We start from the raw sequence: 24,955 nt of genomic DNA on the forward strand, positions 1-24,955 counted from the left end.
GAGAAAGGAACCGCTACGCCGCGGCCTGCAACGCCCCCGCGATTTCCTTCGCCAGCGCCTCCGCGCGATACGGCTTGCCGAGCAAGGTCACGTTCGGCCGCAGCACGCCATCGCGCGAGATGATGTCGCGCGTATAGCCGGAGACGTAGATCACCGGCACGGGCCGCTCCTGCGAAAACGCCCATTCCGCGAGATCGGCGCACTTCACTTTGCCGGGCATCACGACGTCGGTGAGAATCAGGTCGACGTTCACGCCGCTTTCGAGCACGCTCATCGCGGCATCGCCGTTAGCGGCGCGCAGCACCGTGTAATGCATCGCTTCGAGTATCGCGACCGTCGACATCAGCACGGCGGGATCGTCATCGACGACGAGCACCGTCGCGCCGCCCGTGTGCGCCGTCATCGCATCGACGCGCAGTTGCGCGGTTTCATCGTCGAAGCTGCGCGGAAAGAACATCTCGACCGTCGTGCCCACATCGACCGAACTCGACACCGCGATATGCCCGCCCGACTGCTTGACGAAGCCGAACACCATCGAGAGGCCGAGACCCGTGCCGTGCCCTTCCGGCTTCGTCGTGAAGAACGGCTCGAATGCGCGTTCGAGCACGTCGGGCTCCATGCCCGCGCCGGTGTCCGATGCGGACAGCTTCACGTATTCGCCCGGATGCAGATCCTTGCCCTCGCACGCCGCGGCATCGAGCGCTTCGTTCGAGCAGACGAGCGTGAGCTTGCCGTCGCCGCGCATGGCATCGCGCGCGTTGATCGCGAGATTCAGCAGCGCGTTTTCCAGTTGATTGCGGTCGACGCGGAAGTTCCATGCGTGCTCCGCGAGCAACGTGTTGATGCATACCGACGGTCCCACTGCATGCTGCAGGAGCTCGCGCATCTCTTTGAACAGGCGCTGCGGATTGATCACGACCGGCGACTGCGGTTGCCGCCGCGCGAACGACAGCAATTGCGAAGCGAGCTTCGCGCCGCGCTGCACGGCTTCCATCGCGGCGTGTACGCGCTCGGGCACGCGGCTGTCCGTCGGCGGCAAATACTGCAGCAATTGCAGGTTGCCGCTGATCGCCTGCAGCGTGTTGTTGAAGTCGTGCGCGACGCCGCCCGTCATCGCGCCGAGCGCTTCCATTTTCAGGCTCTGACGCAATTGCGCCTCCACCGCGATGCGCGCGGCCACGGCTTCGGAGATCTTGTCTTCGAGACCGCGCGTCAGTTCCCGCAAGGTCTCTTCGGCGATCCTGCGATCGTGAATGTCGATGATGACGCCGGGAAAGCGCATTGGTCTGCCGGTTTCGTCGTGGTCGCAGCGGCCGGTGGCGAGAATCCAGGTCCATCGCGCATCGCCGGAAAGGATGCGGTATTCGGCGCGAAACGGCTCGCCGTGCTGCAGCGTGCGCACGATAAGCCCCCTGACGCGTTCCAGATCCTCGGGATGAATCTTCGCGAACGCCGCCTCGATCGGCATGCCGCGCGCCACTTCGTCGAGCGAAAACGAAAACGTGCGCGCGAAGCGCTCATCGCCTTTCACGCGATTGTCGGGAATGTCCCACACGAACGTGCCGAGCACCGCGCCGGAATTGAGCGCGAGTTGCAAGCGCTCATCGGCTTCGCGAAACGCGCGTTCGGCTTCGGCGCGCGTGCGTTCGAGCAGCACGCGCCCGGTCGTTTCGACGACGATCGCGAGCACGCCGACGGGCACGCCTTCGTTCGACGCGACCGGGCTGTAATGCAGATCGAGCCACACTTGCGCATCGCGACCGTCGCGCGGCAACGTAAAGCTCATGTCGCGATACGAAAGCGATTCTCCGCGCAGTCCCGTATCGAGCACATTGCGATTGAACTCGGCCGCCTCGGGCCACGCCGCTTCGATCGGCATGCCGAGAATGCGCGGATGACGCCCGCCCGAAAAACGCGCGTATGCGTCGTTATAGAGCAGCGTGCCTTCGTCGCCCCATAGCACGGCCATCGGCAACGCGTTGCGCAGCATCATCTGCACGACGGAGCGCAACACTTGCGGCCATGCGTCGATGGGACCGAGCGGCGTCGCGCGCCAGTCGTAGTCGCGAATGGCGCGCGCTGTTTCGCCGACCCAGGAATCGAGCTGACGGTGATCGGAGATATTCGAAGTCAAAACCGGCCTTAACTGTCTGAAGAATCGCGTGGTCGTTCGCGAATTCGACAGCATAAAGGCTATTCGTTCAGACCTGAAGCGCTACCCGCCATGCCTCTTATCCGCGCTTCGGTTTGCGCACCGCGCGCACCTTGCCCGTGCGCCCGCCGCCGCAGAAAAAGCGGTCGCGTCCATCCGATTCGAGTCCCGACACGCCCACGCCTTCGGGCATGTCGAGCCGCTGGATGACTTCGCCCGATTGCGCATCGATGTGCCGCAACTCGCTTTCGTCGCCTTCCCACGTCGCGTGCCACAGTTCGCCGTCGATCCACGTCACGCCCGTCACGAAGCGATTCGACTCGATCGTGCGCAGGATCGCGCCATCGTCCGGATCGATCTGATGAATCTTGCGTTCGTTGTACTGCCCGACCCAGAGCGTGCCCTCGGCCCACGCGAGCCCCGAGTCCGCGCCGCCGCCCGGCGCGGGAATCGTCGACACGACGCGACCGGTTCGCGGATCGATCTTCTGGATGCGGTCCTCGGCGATCTGAAACAGATGCTCGCCGTCGAACGCGGTGCCCGCATGCGCCGCGACTTTGAGCGTTCGCGCCTTCTCGCCGCTTTCGGGATCGAAGGCGTTGAGCGTATCGCCGGCGGCGAACCACACATGCTCGCCGTCATACGTGACGCCATGCACGCCGTCGATATCCGGAAAAGGCCCATATTCGCGGATGATTTCCGCCTTCGCGCGTTTCATCGCCGTCCTCCTGATGATTGATTCGATGGCTTCATGCTAATCACTCGCGAGATCGACGGGGAGTAACAAGGCCGTCGCGAATCCGGGCATCGGCGGCGTGGTCCAGCGGCGCGCACGGCCGCGACCGAATGATTGCACCTTGCCGCTCGCGGCGAGCGCATCGAGCGATCGCTGCACCGTGCGCTGACTCGCGCCAAGCGCAATGGCGAGCGCGGAGCTGGACCACGATTCGCCATCGGCGAGAAACGCGAGCAGCGGCGCATGTTCGTCTTCGACGGGCAACGCGAGCACCGCAACGTCGCGCGCGTGACGCGGCTTCAGCACGAAGCCGCGCGGCGTCGCATCGATGTTCGCGTGTGCGCGCAGCATCGTGCGCAGCCGGCCCATCTCGACGCGCAAGCGCGCGCGATGCGTTTCGTCCGCTTCACGAATGCGAAACGCGCGCAGGATCAGCGCGTCGCGAGGCACATCGCCGGGCCACGCTTGCGCAAGCATGCGCGCGAGCGTGAAGAGCACGGGGCGCGTCGCGAGCGACATCGACGTGCCGTTTTCGCGCACGCAAAGACGGCACGCATCGACGACGAAGGCATTCGATGCGAACAGCGCTTCGACTTCATGGAGCCGGAGCAGCCGCTCTTCGCCCTGCGCGATGAGACGCGCGGCGGGCGCGTTGAGGATGCGCCACGCGCTGTCGACTTCGGCGGCGAGCGCGGGAATCGCAGCCTCACGCGCGGCGAGCGTCGCGCGTTCCAGCGCCGCGCGCGCCGCGTGGGTCTGCAGACGGCGCATCGCGATGCCCGCATCGATGAGTTCATGCGCGGCCCGCGATGCAGCGGGCAGCGCCGCATGATCCAGTTCGACGAGCATGCGTTGCGCATCGCCGATCCGTCCGATGAGAAGCGCGCGCCGCACTTCGAGATAGCGCGCGTGCGCGGCGTTGACGTGATCGCCGTGCGCTTCGAGAATCGCGCGCGCCTGATCGAGCGCCTTCGCGGGCCACGCGAGATCGCGCGATGCGAGCGCGATTTCCGCTTCCGCAACGATGCAGCGCGAACGCGCCAGCGCCTCTTTCGCGCCGAACGCGCGCGCCGCGCTTTTGACGAGCGTGCGCGCCCGAACGAAGTCGCCGAGCTGCGCCATCGCGATGCCGCGCAACGCGAGCGCATTCGCATCCTCGCGCAACGCGATGCGATTCAGCGCGCCGAGCGGATCACCCGCCGCGAGCGCGCGCGCCGCCGCCGTGATCAGCGAATCCATGCGAATCCCGACACACTTGTCACTCCTTTGCCGTGCACGCCCGCGACTAATCTAACACCGTACTCGACGTGCCTTGGCAGGAAGGACATCATGAACATCGAACGAGAGAGCAGCCGCTTCGTCGCGATCATCGCGCTCGTCGTCGTGGCGAGCGTGATCGCGATTCATGCGATGCACATGCCGATGTCACCGATGAGCGAGTGGCCGATGCCCGGCGGCTGGATGTCATCGCCCGCCTTCACGCCGATGTGCGGCCGCGCATGGTTGCGCGCGATGGCGGCGTTCATCGGCATGTGGCTCGCGATCGTGAAGGCGACGCGCTTCGTCTTCGATCCGCGGACATTCAACGCGACATGCGACGCGCCAGCACATGCGCGCCCACCACGCACACGATGCCGATGACTCCGCCCGGGAGCACATGCGTGAGCCGCTCGAACGCATCGGCGGCGGACTGATTCGCCAGCATGATTGCAAGCGCAACGAACATGCAGCGAAAGAAGTATCCGACGATATAGCGCTGAAATGCGACGAGCGTGAGGAACGCGGCGAGCGTCGCGAGCGTGACGGCCATGCCCGAATGCGGCACGACGAAGCGCCCGAGCACGATGCCGATCGGCACGCCCGCGATCACGCCCCACGCGCGGTTCCGCAGCTTCGTGCGCGCCGTATCGACCGAACCGGTGACGATGCTCGCCGCGCCCCAGATCACCCAGTTCGCGTGATCCATGTGCGCGTACACGACCATCATCGCGGCAATGCCGACGCTTGCGAGCATCGCCGCGAGGTCTTCGCCGAAGGGCGCGCGTTCGCCGAAATCATCGAGATTGGACCAGCGTGACGCGGGCTTGCCACGCGAGCGCATATGCGCCGACAACATCGCTGGCACGAGCGCGGCAAGGAGATAAGGCAACCAGGCGGGCGCGGCGTGCAACAACGCATCGACGGTGCGTCCGCCGTGCAGTTCGTTCGCGAGAATGAGCACAGGAATGAAAGTCCAGTTGCCGACCGTGCGAAGTTTCGACCCGCGCGATGCCAGCAGAATCACGCACGCCGCGAGCGTCATGCACGCAACGACGAAGAACGCCGGCACGAGTTCGGCATGCAGCAGCAGATACGTCCCGGCGATGACCGCGAGTCCGTGCGAGACGACGCCAGGCGGTCTCAACGCGAGCTGGTCTTGCGCGATTGTCGTGGCGATCGCGAGCAGCGACGCCTTCATCCATAGCGCGTTGCCGGTGGCGAGCGCAAGCGCGACGAAAGGCAGCAGCGCGATCGTTGCGTGCGCGAGCGGCCAGAGCTTGATCTCGCTGGCGATACGAAGATGCGGTGCATCGGCGGACATGCGCTGTGGCCTCTTCGTGAGTTCGCATGAAGTTTAGTCGTCGGTCCGGGCCGATGTGAACAATCGCTCGCAATGCGCCGTCGATTCCCGGTTCGCTACGGCAAAACCCTTAAAACAAGGCTTCTTCGCATGACCGTGCTAAAACATCATTTAAACGTTTTCTAAAGGACTTTGCGCTGCGGTCGTTATACAGATCAGCCGATGCACTCATCGGCGGCGCAGCAGACGAAGCATCGCCGTCACCGCTCGCGCACGCGCCCTTGCGATGCAGCCACCTTGAGAGAGCTATGTTTTCCACAATCAAAGGCCGACTGGCCTTGGCCATGATGCTTCTGAGCGCACTTCTGATCGCGGTCGGCATGGTCGGACTGATCGGCATGACTCAGTCCAACACGGTCACGCACGACCTCTTCACGAATGAAATGCCGAGCGCGGTATCGGTCGGCAATGCGGAAATGTTCGTGGCGCGCGAGCGTCTCTCCTTCGATCGGGCGGCGCTGAACGTGGGCACGCCCGCGGCGGAAGAAGCCATCGGACGCGGCGCGTTGATGCGCAAGTCTTCCGACGAAGCCTGGACGAAGTACTCCGGATTGCCGCAGGGCCCGGAAGAGAAAGTGCTCGCCGAGAAGTTCGGCGCGCAGCGTCTCGCAGTGCAGAAGCTGCTCGACGAAGGCTATGCCGATATACGCGCGCAGGATCAGGCGAAGATCGTCGCCGATGCGAACGCGATGCAGGTCTCGTTCAACGAGCTGGCGAAGACGGGCATCTCGCTGCGCAAGCTGCAATTCGATCAGGCGAAAGCCGCCTATGACAACGGCCAGCAAGTCTTCGGCATGTTCCGCATGGCGTCGATCATCGCGATCCTCGTGGGCATCGCCGCTTCGTTCTATTCGTGGGTGTCGCTGCGCCGTCGCATTTCGCGTCCGCTCGATGTGGCGCTTGCGCAGTTCGATGCGATCGCGAGCGGCGATTTGCGCAGCAACGTGAAAGTGACGTCGAACGACGAAATGGGCCAGTTGTTGCGCGGTCTCGCGACGATGCAATCGAGCCTCATCGATACGGTGCGCACTGTGCGCGGCGGCAGTGAGTCGATTGCGTCCGCAACCAAGCAGATCGCGGCGGGCAATGTGGATCTTTCGTCGCGCACCGAAGAACAGGCGTCGGCGCTTCAGGAAACCGCGTCGAGCATGGATCAGCTGACCGGCACGGTCAAGCAGAACGCCGACAACGCGCGCCAGGCGAGCGTGCTTGCCGCGAATGCGTCGGAGATCGCGGGCAAGGGCAGCCATGTCGTGTCGCAGGTCGTGACGACGATGGGCGAGATCAACCACAGCTCGTCGAAGATCGCGGACATCATCACGATCATCGAAGGCATTGCGTTCCAGACGAACATTCTCGCGTTGAACGCAGCCGTCGAAGCGGCGCGCGCCGGTGAAGAAGGCCGCGGCTTCGCGGTCGTCGCTGGGGAAGTGCGCTCGCTCGCACAGCGTTCGTCGGCGGCGGCGAAAGAGATCAAGGAGCTGATCGACAACTCCGTCGAGCGCGTGCAATCGGGCGCCGCGCTCGTCGATGAAGCCGGCCGCACGATGACGGAGATCAGCACGGCGGTGCAGCGTGTGACCGACATCATGGGCGAGATCGCGGCGGCGTCGGAAGAGCAAAGCAGCGGCATCGAGCAAGTGGCGCGCGCCGTCACGCAGATGGATGAAGTGACGCAACAGAACGCGGCGCTCGTCGAGGAAGCGGCGGCGGCTGCGCAATCGCTGGAAGATCAGGCGGGCGCATTGCGCACGGCGGTGGAGACCTTCCGTCTTCACGATGAAGGCATGCGCGCGACGGTCTGACGCCCTTTCGCGTCTCGATCATGCACGGCTCGCGATCCTTCGGTACGCGAGCCGTTTGTCTTTTGCCGAGTCATAACCGCCGGTAATCACCTCATGAGGCGAATTCAATAGACGGCTATCGCTGTTTTCGCGAGACTGCGGAGCGTCGGATCGACATGCGGTCCGTCCTCGATAAAAGAGCGCGCGCAACGAATCGGCCAGCGCGCAACAAGCCTCGGAGGAGACATAGAAGATGCTGCATCGACCCAGAGTCACCCGCTCCGTGCTCGCGCTGATGTGCGCGATGTCGTTCATCATGTATCTCGATCGCGTGAACCTGTCCGCTGCGGCGGGCCTCATACGCGACGATCTTCATCTCACCAATACCGACGTCGGCCTCGTGTTCGGCGCGTTCGCCTATACGTATGCGATCTGCCAGGTGATCGGCGGATGGTTCAGCGATCGATTCGGCGCGAAGACGACGCTCGTGCTGTGCGCGTCGATCTGGATCGTCGCGACGATCGCGACGGGTTTCGCGGGCGGCGTCGCGTCGCTGTTCTGCGCGCGCATGTTGCTCGGCGTCGGCGAAGGCGCGGCGCTGCCGGCGCAGGCGCGCGCGCTCGTCAACTGGTATCCGGCGAGCAAGCGCGGCTTCGTGCAGGGGCTCACGCATTCGTTCTCGCGTCTTGGCAACGCGCTTACGCCGCCGTTGATCGCGTTGCTGGTCGCGTTCGCTTCGTGGCGTGCGTCCTTCGTGCTCGTCGGCGCGCTGACGGCCGTGTGGGTGATCGTTTATGCGTGGTACTTCGCGGACAATCCGCGCAAGCATCGGCATATGACGGCCGAGGAAGAAGCGGAGTTGCCGCCGGAGAACAAGGTCGCCGTCGACAAGACGCGCGAACCGACGCCGTGGGGACGCCTGCTCAAGCGCATCTCGCCGACGATGCTCGTCTACTTCTGCTATGGCTGGACGGGCTGGCTCTTCTTCACGTGGCTGCCGACGTTCTTCATGCATGGACGCGGGCTCGATCTGAAGAGTTCGGCGTTATTTTCGGCGGGCGTGTTCTTGTCGGGCGTCGTCGGGAATACGGCGGGCGGCGTGATCTCCGATCGCATTCTGAAGCGCACGGGCAGCGTGGTTTCGGCGCGGCGCAACATGATCATCGTCGCGTTTCTCGGGGCGCTCGTGTTTCTCGCTCCGGTGATGTTCGTGAAGTCGCTGCCGGTCATGGCTGCTTCGATGAGCCTGTCGTTCTTCTTTCTCGAGATGACGATTGGACCGATCTGGGCCGTGCCGATGGACATCACGCCGAAACATGTCGGGATTGCCAGCGGGCTGGTGAATGCAGGGTCCGCTATCGCGGGGATTTTCTCGCCGATCGTGTTCGGGTTTGTCGTCGATCGGACCGGGAGTTGGACTTTGCCGTTCGCTGGATCGTTGGGGTTGCTCGCGGTTGGCATCGTGATGACGTTTTTTATGCGGCCGGATATTGCGTTGGATAGCGCTGGTGCGGCGGCTTCTGGGAGGGAGTTGGGGTTTGCGGAGTAGCGGGTTTTTGCGGTCATTCGGCTGTTCGGATTTCTTTCGCCGGATCCCGGTTTCGTCCCCGGTCGTCGCTAAACACAGCGGCCGGGGTGACGTCAAGCATCGCCACCACGTCCGTCGAAGGATGCTATTCCGATGTTGCAATCTCGGACGGCGCTCACCTATCGACTGCAAATTCGCCATTGCGCAGTCACGTTGCATTCAAGCATACGCCCGGGTAGATCATCTCTTCTGACACGGCTTGTCCATCGTTTTCGAAAGGATCGTAGCTCGTCAACATAAAGTTACGCCTATCTATTCCGTCGGATACCTAAATCCGCTACGTTCGTTATCTCCGACAAAACAGATTGACGAACATGCAAGAACGCGACGTACTCAATGGCCGGGGCACGAGCAGTGAGCTTTCCATTGCTGGATCCGCCATGCGTAAAGCCGCAATACGAGAGGGCGATCCAACGACAACAGGTGGCTATGTCATCGCTGGTACATCAACAATTCGCGACGGCAAGAGAAAGGTTGCTCTCAGCGACGACCAAGCGACATGCGGGAACTGCGAAGGCACTTACAAAATACATGGGACCGGACAGGGCATAAAGGAGAAGGGCCGTCATGCGGTGGTTGATAACGATATCGTGCTCTGTCCGTGCAAACAGAATCGAGTCGTAATCGGGAAAAGACCGGGCATTTTCCTCAAGAGCGGCGCGGGTAGTGGCAACGCGCACGGCGCGAGCATGCCAACCATCGCTTCCGTTTTCGACGAACAATACGTCTTTCGCGACAGAACGAACGGTCGCCCCCTCGCTAACGTGTTCTATCGCCTGGTCAGCAGCAACGGCGTGACCGTGGAAGGTGTGACAGACCAAGCAGGACGGACGCAACGCATCAAAACCAGCTTAACCGAAAAAGTCGTGGTCGAGATTGAAGAAGCAGAATAATGGCAAAAGAGATATTTGAAGTTCATTCCTCGATGACTAACGCGGTCAAAGGCTCGTCCGTGGATGTGTATGTCAATACGCAGCGCATCTGCCCGAACATGACCAATGCGCAATTTAGGGAATTGGTCTTCTCTTGCAGAGACGAAGCGGTTCAGATGACTGATGCCCGTCTGAACGACCTTCGCCGATGGAATCAGGCGGACAAAGCGCGTGTCGACATATGGTTCGGGAGATGTGACGAAACGACTCGACAAACTCTGATCAGGGGCCTTTCTGCCATCTCGCGCGTTCTTAAGACTTTGAAGGCCGAAAACTTTGTGCGATGGGACCCCGATCACGCTACACATATTTCGTGCTCACCAAACTTGAGTAACGCCCTTGGCGCAGTGGCGGAAGTATGTGCCCCAGATACGGAGACGCACACCATCGCGATACGCGAGGCCTTCTGCGAAATGCGATCGGTGTCATATGCAAAGGACTCGATGGTTTCCACACTGATCCATGAGGCTAGTCACTTCAACGACACTATGGCGACCAAAGATTGGAGATACTTCATGAGAGAGTGCCTTCCGCTCGGCAAGACCAACCCAGAACAAGCCATCGAGAATGCAGACAGCATTGCCGGTTATGTCATCTACAGTATGTAAAGCAGTATCGAGTCTGCTTCTCGCCGCGTCGACAGGTGTGCTCGCCTGCGTTCCAAGCGAGAACTTCGACATCTACTTCAATCAGGACAGCGCAGAGGTCCCGACCGCGGAAGTGCTTCGGCTCGCAGGGTGGGTAGCAAAACAGCAGTTGGCGTATGCCCAACACGTCACGAAGGAGATAACGCAAATTAGCGGACATGCAGAAACGACTGAGCGCGATCCGCAAAGGCTCGCCGAGGCGCGTTTAGTTGCGGGAAAGCGGTTGCTCACACAACTTGGCTTCGTTAGAGGAGAAGTCGAAACGGATACTCATATCTATGAACATTCTCGCCTGACCAACGGCAAGCGGGTCGAAGTCTCATTCCTTCCCGAGTGCCCCAACGTGTGTTGTCCGACAAGTTCGGGTCTTCCAAGGAATTAGGCAATGTCGCGGTCCGCTGTGGCGCGTCTGCCGGCGCACGAGTACGCGCCGCCCGCTCACTTCTCGATGTTTGTCTTCTCGTCATGTGCAGCATTGTGTGCCGGCAATTGGATGTGAGCTTAGCAAGGACGCAGTAAATGCCGCCAACCCCGACGCACTGTCCCATAGGACTCGCCGGCCGGCTCCCGCACAGGGGCAACGCCAATAGACCACTAAGAAAACGAGATCCGGCGAGAGCAAAAATAAAACCAAACCCTCAAGCCTTCCGGATAGCCTCAATCACCAACTGCGTGGCAGGACTAATCCGCCTGTTCTTCCTGAGAATCAACCCATAAGGCGCGAGACGCCCCCGCAACGGGGTTGGCAAAGAAGCGATGGTATCGAGCGCAGCATAATAATCCGCGACCGAGCTAGGCAACACAGCCAGCATGTCCGAATCCCGCAACAGCGACAACGTGGTCAGAATCGAAGAAGTCTCCACGGTACTCACCGGGGGCGCCACACGCGACTCACGAAACGTCTGGTCGATGATCTGCCGCATCGGACTCGGATGCGGCTGCACGATCCACGGATACTTCGCGAGATCGGCGAGCTTCGGCTTGCCCGCAATACCAACAGAAGGATGATCCGGCCGCGCAACGATCGCGAGCGCCTCTTCCGACAAGGTCTCGAACGTCAGGTCCAGCGCTGAAAAGCCATAAGGAATGCGCCCGACGACAATATCCAACTGATCCTGCTGCAAGGCCTGCACGAGCACATCGCTCGTATCGATCTGCACGCTGATCTGCAAGCGCGGATGCGCTTCCTTCAACTCCACGATCACCTTCGTCAGCAAGTCAGGCGCAGGCGCCATCACCGCGCCGATCCGCACCTTGCCGATATCGCCCGCCTCGATCGCCGCGAGCTCATCGCGCAATTCATCGAGGTCCTCGAACACGACGCGCGCATAGCGCATCACCGCTTCGCCGTAGATCGTCGGCTCCATGCCTCGCGCATGACGCACGAACAGCGACGCGCCGATCGTGTCTTCCAGTTCCTTCAACGCCTTCGTCGCGGCAGGCTGCGTCATCGCGAGTTCGTCGGCGGCGCTTCTGAGCGATTCGGTTTCCGAAAGCGCCATCATCAATTGCAGATGACGCAGGCGCAGACGTTTGCGGATGGTCGAAGCGGGCGCGATCATGCGAGTGATAACTCCAGGAAATAGCCTGATTCAAATTATTCAATGGTCAGTTATCGCGGAGTTTCGCACACTAGCGCTACCCGAAACAGCCGCGCAAACCCTCGCATCATGCAGTGCGCGCGGCATCAATCGAACCACACGGAGACACCGAAGATGAAGATCAAGCATGTCCGCGCGCGCGTTTTCGAATGGAAAGGCAAGGTCGTTCCGCCGCAATCGCATTTCTGTACGAACGCCGTCGATATCCTCTACGAGCGCGGCGATGCAATGGGCTCGTTCCGCTTTCACGGCTGGCTCGTCGTCGAGGTCGAATGCGACGACGGCACCGTCGGCATCGGCAATTGCGCGCTCGCGCCGCGCGTCGCGAAGCAGATCGTCGATGAATATCTCGCGCCTATCGCCATCGGCGAAGATCCGTTCGATCACGAATACATCTGGCAGAAGATGTATCGGCGCACGCTCGCCTGGGGCCGCAAGGGCATCGGCATGGCGGCGATCTCGGCGATGGATATCGCGCTGTGGGACATCATGGGCAAGGCCGTGAAGAAGCCCGTCTTCAAGCTGCTCGGCGGCCGAACGAAAGAGAAGATCTGGTGTTATGCATCGAAGCTCTATAACAACGACGATCGCGACGCGTTTCTCGCCGAAGCGCAAGGTTATCTCGATCAAGGTTTCACCGCGATGAAAATGCGCTTCGGCTATGGCCCCAAAGACGGTCCGAAAGGCATGGCGAAGAATCTCGAACAAGTGCGCCTGTTGCGCGAGCTTGCCGGCGATGACGTCGACATCATGCTCGAATGCTATATGGGCTGGACGCTGGAGTACGCGCGCCGCATGTTGCCGCGCCTTGCCGAATTCAATCCGCGCTGGCTCGAAGAACCGGTGATCGGCGACGACGTCGAAGGCTATCAGGAACTCAAGAAGATGAACATCGTGCCGATCTCCGGCGGCGAGCACGAGTTCACGAGTTATGGCTTCAAGGATCTGCTCGAACGCCGGGCCGTCGATGTCATTCAATACGACACGAATCGCGTCGGCGGCATCACGGCGGCGCGCAAGATCAACGCCATGGCCGAAGCGTGGTCCGTGCCGGTCATTCCGCACGCGGGCCAGATGCACAACTATCACCTGACGATGTCGAGCACCGCGAGCCCGATGTCCGAGTTCTTCCCGGTGTTCGATGTCGAAGTCGGCAACGAGCTTTTCTATTACATCTTCGACGGCGAACCGCAGCCGGAGAACGGCTATCTGCAACTCTCCGATGAAACGCCGGGCCTCGGCATCACGCTGTCCGACAAGCATCTGAGCGACTTCAACATCATCGAATGACGATGCGACCTCGGGACCATGCAGCCCGAGGCGACAGGAGACGAACATGGAAAGCAGAATCGAAGCGCACACGGCGCACGACGCCGCCTCGTCCACACACGCGACGAGCGTGCGCTGGCGCATCTTCGGCGTGGTGTTCCTCATCACGCTGATCAATCTCGTCGACCGCATCTCGCTTTCCATCGCGATGCCCACCATCGCCAAGGAGTTCGCGCTCTCGCCCGCGATGCAAGGGCTCGTGCTGTCGAGCTTCTTCTGGTCATACGCGCTGTTGCAGATTCCGGGCGGCTGGCTCATCGACAAACTCGGCCCGCGCAAAGTAGTTGCAGGTGCAACTGTCTTGTGGGGTCTCTTCCAGACGCTGATGGGCGCAGCCACCGGCGGCATGTCGATGTTGCTATTGCGCGTGGGTCTCGGCGGCGCGGAGGCACCGCTCTTTCCCGCCGGCAGCAAGCTCAACGCGCTGTGGCTGTCGCGCAAGGAACGCGCGCGCGGCGCGGTGCTGATGGATGCCGGATCGCCGCTCGGCGCCGCGATCGGCGGTCTCGCGATCTCGAACCTGATCCTCATGTTCGGCTCGTGGCGCACCGCGTTCGTCGTCGCGGGGCTTGCGACCATCGCATGCGGATGGCTCGCATGGCGCTATCTGCGCGACGATCCCGCGAAACATCCCGGCGTCAATGGCGCGGAACTGGCGCATATCCACGACGGCGCGCCGCCCGCATCGAAGGCGATGCACGCAAGCCAGGACGATGCGCCGCTGCCGCTGCGCTCGACCATCGCGATGTGCGTCGGCCGCATGAGCTGGGCGATGATCTTCTTCGGCTTGCTCACGTGGGGCCCGAGCTATCTGACGCAGGCGCGCGGTCTGAGCCTTTCGCAGATCGGCGCGGCGACCTTCTTCATCTTCCTCGCGGGCGCGCTCGGTTCGCTTTCCGGTGGCTTCCTGTGCGATGCCTTGTGCGGGATGAATCTGTCGCGCGGTAAAGTCGTGAAGACGATGATCGCGGTCTCGGGCATCGCAACGCTCGCCGTATTCGCCGCGCTGCCGACGATCACTTCGCCCGTCGTCGCGGTCGCCGTGCTGTGCGGCGCATCGTTCCTGCTGATGTGGGGCAGTCTCTACTGGAGCCTGCCTTCGCTGCTCGCAAGCCCGGGACGCGTGGGCCTGCTCGGTGCATGCATGAACTGCGCGGGCAGCGTCGGCGGCATTTCGATTCCGCTCATCACCGGCTTCATTCTTCAGCGCACCGGCTCTTTCGATGCGGTGCTGCACTTTTACGGCGCGTGCGCGCTGGTGTATATCTTCGGTTCGATCGCAATCGATCTGCGCCGCACGCGTTAATAACCGACAACGGACCATACAGACATGAAACCTCGCATCGCAGTGCTTCTCGGCGATCCCGCCGGCATCGGTCCCGAACTGATCGCGCGTCTCATCGCGAAGCCCGAGAATCGCGCGCGCGCCGATCTGCTCATCATCGGCGACAAGCGTGAACTCGATCAAGGCATGGAGATCGCGCAGCAACGCTTCGAGTATGGAGTCATCGACAACGAAGCGGCCGCCGCGCGCGATACCGGCGTGCCCTCGCTCATCGATTTCCGCCTGCCCGACGATGCGCCTTACGAGCGCGCCGTATCGACGGAACGCGGCGGCCGTTATAGCCTCGAAGCCTTCAAAGAAGCGCTTGCGATGACGCGCGCAAACCGCACGCAAGCGATGCTGTTCGCGCCCGTCAACAAGACTTCGCTGCACATGGCCGGCATGGAAACGAACGACGAGATGGAATGGTTCGCGCGTCAGCTCGACTATAGCGGCGCGTTCTGCGAGTTCAATGTGCTCGACGAATTGTGGACCTCGCGCGTGACCTCGCATATCGCGCTGAAGGACGTGAGCGCGAAGCTCACGCCCGAGCGCATCGTCGGCGCGGTGCAACTGATTCACGATGGTCTGAAGCGCGCGGGCGTGGACAAGCCGCGCATCGCGGTGTGCGGCTTCAATCCGCATAACGGCGACAACGGCGCGTTCGGCCGCGAGGAAATCGACGTGATCGCGCCGGCCGTCGAAGAAGCGCGTGCGCGAGGCTATGACGCGCAAGGCCCCTTCCCCGCCGACACCATCTTCGTGCGCGCGCGCGATCAGAAGGTCTTCGATGGCGTGGTCACGATGTATCACGATCAAGGCCAGATCGCGATGAAACTCATGGGCTTCTGGCGCGGTGTCACGGTGCACGGCGGCCTGCCCGTTCCGATCACGACGCCCGCGCACGGCACCGCGTTCGATATCCACGGCCAGGGCCGCGCCGATGCCGGCGCCACGCAAAAGGCCTTCGACATCGCCGTGCGCATGGCGCAAGACCGCGTGAGCTGACGCCATGATGCAAGAACGCATCGAAGCATTGCGCGAACGCTTTCTGCAAAGCGGCGACGACGCCGATCTGCCCATCGTCGACGCGCATCATCACTTCTGGGACGTGTCGCGCAACTATCATCCGTGGCTGCGCGATCTGCCGCGCATCGCGTTTCGTTACGGCGATTACGCGTCGATCTGCAAGAACTTCCTGCCCGACGACTACTTCGCGCAGGCGGGCAATCATCGCATCGTGAAGACGGTGATGATGGAAGGCGAATGGGATCCGCGCGACGTGCTCGGCGAAGCGCGCTGGGCGACGGCGCTGCACGAACGCACCGGCTTGCCGAACGCGATGGCCGCGCAGATCTGGCTCGATCGCGACGATGTCGCCGATGTCATCGACGCCTATCGCGAGATGCCGCTCGTGCGCAGCGTGCGTCATAAACCGAAGACCGTGCCCCGCGCGGAACATCGCGCGGATTTCGCCGCGCCCGGCTCGATGCGTTGCGAACGCTGGCGGCGCGGTTATGCGTTGCTCGCGCAAAGTGGCCTGATGTTCGAACTGCAGGCGCCGTGGTGGCACTTCGAGGAAGCCGCAGAACTCGCGCGCGACTTTCCGCAGATGAAAATCATCGTGAACCATGCCGGCCTGCCCGCCGATCGTAGCGAGGAAGCGCTAACGGCTTGGCGCGCCGCGCTCGATGCGCTCGCGCGATCGCCGAACGTATGGCTCAAGATATCGGGGATCGGCGAACCTGGCGTAAGCTGGCGTGTCGAGCGCAACGGACGCATCGTGCGCAATGCGATCGAAAGCTTCGGCGTCGCGCGATGCCTCTTCGCGAGTAACTTTCCGGTCGATAGCCTCGTCGTCACGCTCGATGATCTTTTTACCGGCTTCAAGACGATCGTCGCAGCGCGCTCGCGCGAAGAACGTCTCGCGCTATTCTTCGACAACGCGTGCGCGCTGTACCGGATCTAGACCAACCAAAGGAGACTTACTTCAATGGCTGCACCTGTTTATCGCGGCGTCTTTCCCGTCGCTCCGACCATCTTCGACGATCAGGGCCGCCTCGATCTCGAGGGCCAGAAGCGCGCGATCGATTTCATGATCGATGCCGGCTCGCACGGCGTATGCATACTCGCGAACTTTTCCGAGCAGTTCGCGCTATCCGATGCGGAACGCGACACCGTTCAGCGCACCGTGCTCGAACATGTGGCGGGCCGCGTGCCGGTGATCGTCACGACGACGCATTTCAGCTCGCGCATCTGTGCGGAGCGCAGCCGCGCCGCGCAGGACGCGGGCGCCGCAATGGTCATGATCATGCCGCCTTATCACGGCGCGACGATTCGCGTGGGCGAGCGCGGCATCCACGAGTTCTATCGCGAAGTATCGAACGCGATCGACATTCCGATCATGATTCAGGACGCGCCTGTCGCTGGCACGCCGCTCTCCGCGTCGTTTCTCGCGACGCTCGCGCGCGACGTCGAGCATGTGTCGTACTTCAAGATCGAAACGGCGCAGGCTGCATCGAAGCTGCGCGAGCTGATCGAACTCGGCGGCGATGCGATCGTCGGTCCGTGGGACGGCGAAGAGGCGATCACGCTGATGCCCGACTTCGACGCGGGCGCGACCGGCGCGATGACGGGCGGCGGCTACCCCGACGGCATCCGCAAGATCGTCGATGCCTACTTCGCGGGCGATTCCGACAAAGCCGCCGAGCTGTATCAGCAATGGCTTCCGCTCATCAACTACGAGAACCGTCAGTGCGGTCTCGCGGCGTGCAAGACGCTGATGAAGGAAGGCGGCGTGATTCGCTCGGATGCAGTGCGTCACCCGCTCGCGCCGATGCATCCTGCCGTGCGCGAAGGCTTGCTGAAAGTCGCGCGCAAGCTCGATCCGCTCGTGCTGCGCTGGGGACATTGACTAGCGCCGACGCTTCTTCTTCGAATCGGCCTTGATTGTGGGAACGCCCACACGTTCCCGCAAATACTCCACGGTCCGCGCGCAACGCGCGGGCAGCGGCCATTCCGCGCGGCGGATGAGCCACAGCGTATCGATCACCGGCGCGCCGCATTCGACCACGCCGATCGCTTCCGGCGGGCCGAACGCGATGCGCGCATAACGCGGTATCACCGTGAAGCCGAGTCCGCGCGCGACGAACTCCAGTATGAGGCTGATCTGATTGCTGAAGCCTTGCCGGCGCAAGCTCGCGACGCCTGGATTGCCCGGGAAGCGGCGGCTCAGCAGACGGCTCGCGGTCATGTGCGCTTCCGGATAGTCGATGAAGCCGAGCCGTTCGAGATCGCTCCATTCGTGTACGTCTTCGTTCGCGGGCACGACGAGTTCGAGCGGCTCCTCGATGAACTTGCTCGCCGCGAGACGCGGATCGTCGGGCTTCAACGCGACGATGCCGAGGTCGTAGCGGCTCTCCAGCACGGCTTCGAGCACTTCCGAATCGGGCGCGAAGCGATGACGCATCTTCCATTCCGGGCGCTGCTGCTGCAAATCGAGCAGCAGCGGAAACAGCACGAGCCCGATGCTGCCCGGCGTGATGAGGCCGATTTCGCCAGCTTCGTCTTCGCTATCCGACAGCCGGGAAGCGAGACGCTTGCCCGCCAGTTCCATCTCGTTGCAATAGTCGATCAACGCCCTGCCCGCCGGCGTGAGTTCGATGCCGCGCGGACGGCGAATCACGAGCAGGCCCAGTTCGTCTTCCAGATGACGAAGATGCTGGCTCACGGCGGCCTGCGTCAGATCGAGCCGCTCGGCGGCGCGCGTGAAGTTGCCGAGGTCGACGAGCGCGAGAAAGGTGCGCAGCCATTGCGGATTGAGCATCACGAAATTTTATCGAACCGATAATCTGCAGATAGTTTTCATTATGACACTGAACGGTTAATCTGAACGCCTTCATTGATACAGAGAACCACAGATGTCAGCACTCTTCACTCCTTTCAAATTGAAGGACGTTACGCTGCGCAACCGCATCGCCATTCCGCCAATGTGCCAGTACAGCGCCATCGACGGCTTCGTCAACGACTGGCACCTGAGCCATTACGCGAGCCTTGCGCGCGGCGGCGCGGGCCTCGTGATCGTCGAGGCGACGGGTGTATCGCCGGAAGGCCGCATCACGCCGGGATGCACGGGTCTTTGGGACGACGCGCACATCGAAGGCATGAAGAACATCGCGGCGGCGATCAAGGCGGCGGGCGCGGTGCCCGGCATCCAGATCGCGCATGCGGGCCGCAAGGCGAGCGCGAATCGTCCGTGGGAAGGCGACGATCACATCCCGTCCGACGATGCACGCGGCTGGGACACGCTCGCGCCATCGGCGGTCGCATTCGGCGGCGGGCTGCCGAAAGTGCCCAAGGCGATGACGCTCGACGACATCGCGCGCGTGAAGGCCGACTTCGCGGCGGCCGCACGTCGCGCACGCGAAGCGGGTTTCGAATGGCTGGAACTGCACTTCGCGCACGGCTATCTCGCCCAAAGCTTCTTCTCCGTCGATGCCAACCAGCGCGACGATCAATACGGCGGCGATCTCGCGGGACGCAGCCGCTTCATCGTCGAGACCTTCGACGCGGTGCGCGAAGTGTGGCCCGAGAACCTGCCGCTGACGGCGCGTTTCGGCGTCATCGAATACGACGGCCGCGATGAAGCCACGCTGAACGAATCCATCGAACTGACGAAGACGCTGCGTCGCAAAGGACTCGATCTGATGAGCGTGAGCGTCGGCTTCTCGACGCCCGATGCGCGCATTCCATGGGGACCGGCGTTCCTCGGCCCGATCGCGGAACGTGTGCGCCGAGAAGCGGAGATTCCGGTTGCGTCGGCGTGGGGCTTCGATTCGCCGCCGAACGCGGAACACGCGGTCGAATCCGGTCAACTCGATCTCGTGATGATCGGCCGCGCGCATCTGTCGAATCCGCATTGGCCGTATCAGGCAGCCAAGCAGTTGAAGGTCGAGAAGCCGTCGTGGGCATTGCCCGCGCCTTATGCGCATTGGCTCGAACGTTACGCCGTCGCTGAATGACGTCGTGAAATGAAAAAAGCGCGCAATGGTTGCGCGCTTTTTTTAGTAGACCGGCTCCATGCCGTGTTTGATTTTGGTCGCGTCGGTATCGCTCGAACCGAGAAACGCCAGGAACGCGCGAGCATCTTTCGATGCGCTTGCGTTCGCACCGATCGCGCCTTCGAATACCGTCTGCGTTTGAATCGCCGGCGGCAACATACCGAGCACGTCGATGCCTTCGACGCCGATCATCTCGCTCAACTGCTGGAAGCCGAGTTCGACTTCGCCACGCGCGATGAGCGCGCCGACAGCGACACCCGGCGGCGCCTGCACGATGCGCGATGCGATGCGTTGAGCGATGCCCCAACGCTCGAACAGACGCGTCAGATAGACACCGCTCGGCCCCGTCGAATAGCCGATGGTGCGCGCCGCGAGCACGGCTTCGCGCACGGCGGCTTCATCGTCGATGGCAGGACGCCGCGCGCCCGCTTTCACCGCGATCGCAACGCCCGAACGCGCGATCCGCACGCGACTCGCTGCGTCGACGTGTCCTGATGCCGCGAGCCGATCGATCGCATCCGAAGCGAGCACGACAATATCGAACGCTTCGCCCGCTTCGATACGCCTGACCGCCGCGACGCCGCCCACCGATACGATCGCAACGCGCTGGCCCGACTGCGCTTCATACGCGCAAGCGAGATCGTTCAGCACTTGGCGCGTGGCCATCGAAGAGATACCGGTGATGCTCATGCGCGTCAGTCGATATAGCGCAGGCCCGCTTTTTCCAGCGGTCCGCGCATCTTGTACATGTCGAGACCGAGCACGCCGCTTGCGAGCTTCGCGCGTTTTTCTTCCTCGAGCGCCTCGCGCGCAGTGGCTTTATCGAGCACCTGTTGCGCCGATGCGGACGGCACGACCACGACGCCATCGTCATCCGCGACGATCACATCGCCCGGCGTGACCCATGCGCCCGCGCACACGACCGGAATGTTCACCGAGCCGAGCGTCGCCTTCACCGTGCCCTTCGAGGAAATCGCGCGGCTCCATACGGGGAAGTTCATCTCCGTCAGCACGCGCACATCGCGCACGCCGCCGTCGATGATGAGCGCACGCGCGCCGCGCGCCTTGAAGCTCGTCGCGAGCAGATCGCCGAAGAAGCCGTCGGTATTGTCCGTCGTGCATGCGGCCACGACGATATCGCCAGGCTGAATCTGCTCGGCCGCGACGTGCATCATCCAGTTGTCGCCCGGTTGCAGCAACACGGTCACGGCCGTGCCGCTCACTTGCGCGCCCGCATAGATCGGCCGCATGTAGGTCTTCATCAGGCCGACACGGCCCATCGCTTCGTGCACGGTCGCCGAGCCGAGTGCGCCGAGCCTGGCGGCCGCATCCGCATTCGCGCGATTGATGTTGCGATACACCACACCCAGTTCGTACATATCAACGTCCCTTTGCTTTGAGCGCCGCATCGAGGCGCGGATACACGCGGCGCGCGTTGCCTTCGTAAATCTTGTAGCGCGCTTCCGGCTCGATCTGCGCGGCTTCGACGTAGCGCTTCGTATCGTCGAAATAGTGTCCCGTTTCAGGATCGATGCCGCGCACCGCGCCGATCATTTCGCTTGCAAACAAAATGTTGTCGACGGGAATCACGCGCGTCAGCAGATCGATGCCCGGCTGATGATAGACGCAGGTATCGAAGAACACGTTGTTGAGCAAATGATCCTTCAACAAAGGCTTTTTCAGCTCCTGCGCGAGTCCGCGGAAACGCCCCCAGTGATACGGCACCGCGCCGCCGCCATGCGGAATCACGAACTTGAGCGTCGGAAAATCGCGGAACAGATCGGACGTGAGGCACTGCATGAACGCGGTCGTGTCGGCGTTCAGGTAATGCGCGCCCGTCGTGTGAAAGCACGCGTTGCAGCTCGTGCTCACATGAATCATCGCAGGGATGTCGTACTCGACCATCTTCTCGTAGATCGGATACCACGAGCGATCCGAAAGCGGCGGGCTCGTCCAGTGCCCGCCCGACGGATCCGGATTCAGGTTGATCGCGACATTGCCGTATTGCTCGACGCACTTCACGAGCTCGGGAATGCACGTCGATACGTCGACGCCCGGGCTTTGCGGCAACATCGCCGCCGGAATAAAGCTATCGGGAAAGAGTTCGCTCACGCGATAGCACAGCTCGTTGCAGATCGCGGCCCAAGTGCTCGACACTTCGAAGTCGCCGATGTGATGCGCCATGAAACTCGCGCGCGGACTGAACACGGTGAGATCGAGGCCGCGTTCGCGCATCAGGCGCAATTGATTGCTTTCGATCGATTCGCGCAGTTCGTCGTCGCTGATATGCAACTCCGAAGCAGCCGGCATCTCCGATGGATTACTGATGCCGGCGATCTGCCGGTTGCGCCACCCTTCGAGCGCTTTTGGCGCGGTCGTGTAGTGGCCGTGAATGTCGATGATCATCCCTTACTCCAGGTACTAGTGTGCTGCAGTCGTTTGTGCGTGTGCTTCGTCGGCACGCGTGCGTTGTGCGACGAGAATCGATATTGCCGCGAGCGTCGCGGGCACGGCGAGCATCGCGAGGATCGCGCCGAACTCCCAACCGAGGCCGAGCAACGCGCCGCCGAATGCGGAACCGAAGATGCTGCCGAAGCGGCCCATGCCGAGCATCCAGCTCACGCCGGTTGCACGCGCGACGGTCGGATAACGTCCCGGCGCGAAGGCGTTGAGACCGGTTTGCGCGCCGCTCATGCAAAAGCCCGCTGCGAACACGAGCACCGCGAGCGACGACGACAGCGCGCCGATCCACGCCAGTCCGAGCACGCACACCGCGCCGCCGAGATACGCCGCGCTGATGACGGGCGCCGGACGCGCCTTGTCCATGATCCATCCGACGATGATCGCGCCGATCGTGCCGCCGATCTGGAACATCGCCGTGACGTTCGCCGCTGCGGAAACGGTGAGGCCCGCGTCCTTCATGAGCGTCGGCAGCCAGCCGGTCAGCAGGTAGATCACGAGCAGGCCCATGAAATACGTGACCCACAGCGCTGCCGTCATCAAACCGTAGCCGTGCGAGAACAACACGCCGATGGGCTTCTTCGTCGGCAGCGGAGGCTCGTTCGATACGAACGTTTCGCTACCATCGAAACGCGCCCCGCACACGCGGCCGAGCACCTTGCCAATGCGTTGCGAGGTCGCGCCGCGCACCGCGAGCAGACGCGCGGATTCAGGCAGCAGCCAGATTTGCAGCGGGATCAGCAAGAGCGGCAGCGCGCCGCCGAAGATCAGCACCGAACGCCAGCCGTGCACCGGAATCAGCCAGCCCGCGACGAAGCCGATCAGCGCGGAGCCGAGATTGAAGCCCGTGAACATGATCGTGATGAGCAGCGCGCGCTTGCGTTGCGGCGCGTATTCGGAGAGCAGCGTCGTCGTGTTGGGCATCGCCGCGCCGAGACCGATGCCGGTCAGTACGCGCAAAAGCGCCATGCTGGAAGGCGAATTCGTGAACGCGGTCGCGATCGTGAAGACGCCGAAGAGGAATACCGAGGTAATCAGAACCCACTTGCGCCCGATGCGATCCGATGCCGGTCCCGCCGCCAGTGCGCCGATCACGAGACCGATGGGCGCCGCGCTCATCACGAGGCCGAACGCGGGCCGCGAGATATGCCAGTCCGCGATGATCGATGGCGCGACGAAGCCCATGATCGCCACGTCCATGCCGTCGGCCGTCACGATGAGAAAGCACAGCGCCACCAGCAGCCACTGGTAGGCGGAAATCGGGCGTTCGTCGATGAAGCCCTTGATGTCGATGGTTTTACCGCTAGTCATGTTTGTCTCCTGTCCCCTGTTGGCCGGAGTCGGTGCTTCTGCGCTTACTCCGGTCCCATGCAACGCGTTCGTGTTTAGCTTCTGGCCTTTTCCGCTTTGTCCCAGTCGAGCTTCTCCGAGCCTTTGCCCGCGACCGAATACAACGCGCCCGGTGCGTTGCGCGTCTTTTGAAACGCTTCGAGCGTTTCGCCGCGCATCGCGGCGTAGATATGCAGATTCGATATGCCCGTCACCGCGCCGAGCTTTTCGAGCATGAAGAAGATCACGCCGTAATGAAGCAGGCCGCGCCAATCGCGCCGGCGAATGAGATCGCGCTCCTGCTCGGAAAGGCCCGCTGCTTCGAAGCTCGCTTCTTCATCGGCCTTGAATGCCTCGCGATGCGCGGGCTCGACCATGCGATGCAGATAATCGTTGATGCGATACGCGCGCACCGCCGTTTCGATCGAGAACGGATACGTGCCTTCGAGCTTCTCGACATCGGTGAGCTGAACGGCCATCTTCTGACGATGACGCTCGACGATCGCGGGCTTGGTCTCGCTGTCCTCGCCTTCGTAGATCGCGGTGGCGATGCCTGCCATCGACGGAAGGTAATAGCTGCGATGCTTGCACACGACGTTCGACGAAAGCGCACCGCGCATCGTCAGCCACATGATGACTTCGGCGCCTTCGTAGCCGCCGAGCGCCGCATATTCCGCGATGGTCATGTTCGCGAGCTGCTCGGGATCGCGCTCGAAGAGATCGAGGAAGCGCGCGTCCCATTCCGTGTTGTTGAAGCCCGAGCGCTCGCCGTGAACCTGATGCGAAAGACCGCCCGTCGCGAGAATCGCGACCTTGATGTCTTCCGGATAACTTTCGATCGCGCGGCGCAGCGCCTGCCCGAGCTTGTAGAAGCGGCGCGCGCTCGGCACGGGCAATTGCAGCACGCCCATCTGCAGCGGCACGAGCTTGACCGGCCATTCGGGCTTGTGCGGGCACAGCATCGAAAGCGGCGAGAAGCAGCCGTGATCGAGCGCCTTGTTCTGGAAGAACGACATGTCGAATTCATCGGTCATCAGCGAAGTGCCGATGTGCGCGGCGAGTGCGGGATGACCTTTGATCGGCGGCAGATCGCGCGCGCCGCCGCCTTCGTCCGCGACGCGCCATTCGAGACCGACGCCCAGCGCGAAGGCCGAATAGTGATCGAAAAAGAACGACGTGACGTGGTCGTTGTAGATCGTGACGATGACGTCGGGCTGCTTTTCCGCGAGCCAGTTCGCGAGCGGCGCGAAGTTCTCGAAGATCGGCGCCCAGACGGGATCGTCGCGCTTGTTCTTGTCGAACGCGAAACCGATGGTCGGCGTGTGCGAGGCGGCGATGCCTCCGATGATCCGTGCCATGTGCGCTACTCCTTCAGAATGCGTGGCCGAGCGGG

General features: G+C 62.5%; 23 protein-coding genes. 11 read left to right on the plus strand and 12 right to left on the minus strand.

Annotated elements, in window-relative coordinates; genetic code table 11:
- Nucleotides 1-13 precede the first annotated feature (13 nt).
- From NCT05_RS24280 to NCT05_RS24290, 3 genes are all read right to left on the minus strand, one after another.
- Entirely contained in the window at nucleotides 14-2,134 is a 2,121-nt protein-coding gene (locus NCT05_RS24280) for an ATP-binding protein (RefSeq protein WP_250503352.1), read from the minus strand.
- 97 nt (nucleotides 2,135-2,231) lie between these two features.
- Nucleotides 2,232-2,870, minus strand: coding sequence for a Vgb family protein (locus tag NCT05_RS24285; RefSeq protein ID WP_250503353.1), 639 nt, complete (start codon nucleotides 2,868-2,870; stop codon nucleotides 2,232-2,234).
- Nucleotides 2,871-2,906: 36 nt separating this feature from the next.
- Entirely contained in the window at nucleotides 2,907-4,127 is a 1,221-nt protein-coding gene (locus tag NCT05_RS24290) for a helix-turn-helix domain-containing protein (protein ID WP_250503354.1), read from the minus strand.
- Nucleotides 4,128-4,217: 90 nt separating this feature from the next.
- On the opposite strand from NCT05_RS24290, the gene NCT05_RS24295 reads away from it, so the two are divergent.
- Nucleotides 4,218-4,529, plus strand: coding sequence for a hypothetical protein (locus NCT05_RS24295; RefSeq protein ID WP_250503355.1), 312 nt, complete (start codon nucleotides 4,218-4,220; stop codon nucleotides 4,527-4,529).
- On the opposite strand, the gene NCT05_RS24300 is transcribed toward NCT05_RS24295, so the two are convergent.
- Nucleotides 4,471-5,469: an FUSC family protein gene (locus tag NCT05_RS24300; RefSeq protein ID WP_250503356.1), complete on the minus strand. Its 999-nt coding sequence runs from the start codon at nucleotides 5,467-5,469 to the stop codon at nucleotides 4,471-4,473. The two genes, NCT05_RS24295 and NCT05_RS24300, sit on opposite strands and share 59 nt — an antisense overlap.
- 109 nt (nucleotides 5,470-5,578) lie before the next feature.
- Nucleotides 5,579-5,794, minus strand: a complete 216-nt coding sequence (locus NCT05_RS24305; protein WP_250497396.1) for a hypothetical protein — start codon at nucleotides 5,792-5,794, stop codon at nucleotides 5,579-5,581.
- Here NCT05_RS24305 and NCT05_RS24310 point away from each other — a divergent pair.
- From NCT05_RS24310 to NCT05_RS24325, 4 genes are all read left to right on the plus strand, one after another.
- On the plus strand, nucleotides 5,793-7,313 hold the full coding sequence (locus NCT05_RS24310) for a methyl-accepting chemotaxis protein (protein ID WP_008348591.1): 1,521 nt from the start codon (nucleotides 5,793-5,795) through the stop codon (nucleotides 7,311-7,313). The genes NCT05_RS24305 and NCT05_RS24310 overlap by 2 nt on opposite strands.
- Nucleotides 7,314-7,545: 232 nt before the next feature.
- Nucleotides 7,546-8,841 carry an MFS transporter gene (locus NCT05_RS24315; RefSeq protein ID WP_250503357.1) on the plus strand — a complete coding sequence of 432 codons (1,296 nt, stop codon included), beginning with the start codon at nucleotides 7,546-7,548 and terminating at the stop codon, nucleotides 8,839-8,841.
- A 353-nt stretch (nucleotides 8,842-9,194) separates the two neighbouring features.
- Nucleotides 9,195-9,773 carry a PAAR domain-containing protein gene (locus tag NCT05_RS24320; RefSeq protein WP_250436837.1) on the plus strand — a complete coding sequence of 193 codons (579 nt, stop codon included), beginning with the start codon at nucleotides 9,195-9,197 and terminating at the stop codon, nucleotides 9,771-9,773.
- Entirely contained in the window at nucleotides 9,773-10,420 is a 648-nt protein-coding gene (locus tag NCT05_RS24325) for a M35 family metalloendopeptidase (RefSeq protein WP_250503358.1), read from the plus strand. The genes NCT05_RS24320 and NCT05_RS24325 overlap by 1 nt, the downstream gene beginning before the upstream one ends.
- A gap of 677 nt (nucleotides 10,421-11,097) precedes the next feature.
- Here the strand turns inward: NCT05_RS24325 and NCT05_RS24330 are convergent.
- Nucleotides 11,098-12,021 (minus strand): LysR family transcriptional regulator, encoded by a 924-nt coding sequence (locus NCT05_RS24330; protein WP_008348596.1) that lies wholly within the window; start codon nucleotides 12,019-12,021, stop codon nucleotides 11,098-11,100.
- Between the two features lie 153 nt (nucleotides 12,022-12,174).
- Here NCT05_RS24330 and NCT05_RS24335 point away from each other — a divergent pair, with 153 nt between their 5' ends.
- Genes NCT05_RS24335 through NCT05_RS24355 form a run of 5 tightly spaced genes read left to right on the plus strand, consistent with a single transcriptional unit; the run spans nucleotide 12,175 to nucleotide 17,627 of the window.
- Nucleotides 12,175-13,350: an L-rhamnonate dehydratase gene (locus NCT05_RS24335; protein WP_250503359.1), complete on the plus strand. Its 1,176-nt coding sequence runs from the start codon at nucleotides 12,175-12,177 to the stop codon at nucleotides 13,348-13,350.
- 46 nt (nucleotides 13,351-13,396) lie between these two features.
- Nucleotides 13,397-14,695, plus strand: coding sequence for an MFS transporter (locus tag NCT05_RS24340; protein WP_175981250.1), 1,299 nt, complete (start codon nucleotides 13,397-13,399; stop codon nucleotides 14,693-14,695).
- A gap of 24 nt (nucleotides 14,696-14,719) precedes the next feature.
- Nucleotides 14,720-15,721 (plus strand): 4-hydroxythreonine-4-phosphate dehydrogenase PdxA, encoded by a 1,002-nt coding sequence (locus NCT05_RS24345; protein ID WP_250503360.1) that lies wholly within the window; start codon nucleotides 14,720-14,722, stop codon nucleotides 15,719-15,721.
- Nucleotides 15,722-15,725: 4 nt separating this feature from the next.
- Nucleotides 15,726-16,682 carry an amidohydrolase family protein gene (locus NCT05_RS24350; RefSeq protein WP_008348604.1) on the plus strand — a complete coding sequence of 319 codons (957 nt, stop codon included), beginning with the start codon at nucleotides 15,726-15,728 and terminating at the stop codon, nucleotides 16,680-16,682.
- Nucleotides 16,683-16,706: 24 nt separating this feature from the next.
- Entirely contained in the window at nucleotides 16,707-17,627 is a 921-nt protein-coding gene (locus NCT05_RS24355; protein WP_250457527.1) for a dihydrodipicolinate synthase family protein, read from the plus strand.
- On the opposite strand, the gene NCT05_RS24360 is transcribed toward NCT05_RS24355, so the two are convergent.
- Nucleotides 17,628-18,539 carry a LysR family transcriptional regulator gene (locus tag NCT05_RS24360; RefSeq protein WP_250503418.1) on the minus strand — a complete coding sequence of 304 codons (912 nt, stop codon included), beginning with the start codon at nucleotides 18,537-18,539 and terminating at the stop codon, nucleotides 17,628-17,630. It lies immediately after the preceding gene.
- A 94-nt stretch (nucleotides 18,540-18,633) separates the two neighbouring features.
- Here NCT05_RS24360 and NCT05_RS24365 point away from each other — a divergent pair, with 94 nt between their 5' ends.
- The gene (locus NCT05_RS24365; protein ID WP_008348610.1) at nucleotides 18,634-19,734 is read left to right on the plus strand and encodes an NADH:flavin oxidoreductase/NADH oxidase; all 1,101 of its coding nucleotides are present in this window, start codon (nucleotides 18,634-18,636) and stop codon (nucleotides 19,732-19,734) included.
- A 42-nt stretch (nucleotides 19,735-19,776) separates the two neighbouring features.
- Here the strand turns inward: NCT05_RS24365 and NCT05_RS24370 are convergent, their stop codons facing one another.
- From NCT05_RS24370 to NCT05_RS24390, 5 genes are all read right to left on the minus strand, one after another.
- Entirely contained in the window at nucleotides 19,777-20,463 is a 687-nt protein-coding gene (locus NCT05_RS24370; RefSeq protein WP_250503361.1) for a substrate-binding domain-containing protein, read from the minus strand.
- 5 nt (nucleotides 20,464-20,468) lie between these two features.
- On the minus strand, nucleotides 20,469-21,152 hold the full coding sequence (ligK, locus tag NCT05_RS24375; RefSeq protein ID WP_008348612.1) for a 4-carboxy-4-hydroxy-2-oxoadipate aldolase/oxaloacetate decarboxylase: 684 nt from the start codon (nucleotides 21,150-21,152) through the stop codon (nucleotides 20,469-20,471).
- Nucleotide 21,153: 1 nt separating this feature from the next.
- Entirely contained in the window at nucleotides 21,154-22,179 is a 1,026-nt protein-coding gene (locus NCT05_RS24380) for an amidohydrolase family protein (RefSeq protein ID WP_008348613.1), read from the minus strand.
- A 15-nt stretch (nucleotides 22,180-22,194) separates the two neighbouring features.
- Entirely contained in the window at nucleotides 22,195-23,544 is a 1,350-nt protein-coding gene (locus NCT05_RS24385; RefSeq protein ID WP_034472432.1) for an MFS transporter, read from the minus strand.
- A 74-nt stretch (nucleotides 23,545-23,618) separates the two neighbouring features.
- Nucleotides 23,619-24,920, minus strand: coding sequence for a gallate dioxygenase (locus NCT05_RS24390; RefSeq protein WP_250503362.1), 1,302 nt, complete (start codon nucleotides 24,918-24,920; stop codon nucleotides 23,619-23,621).
- Nucleotides 24,921-24,955 lie beyond the last annotated feature (35 nt).

It is taken from the genome of Caballeronia sp. AZ7_KS35 (assembly GCF_023631045.1).
GTDB classification, from domain to species: Bacteria; Pseudomonadota; Gammaproteobacteria; order Burkholderiales; family Burkholderiaceae; genus Caballeronia; species Caballeronia zhejiangensis.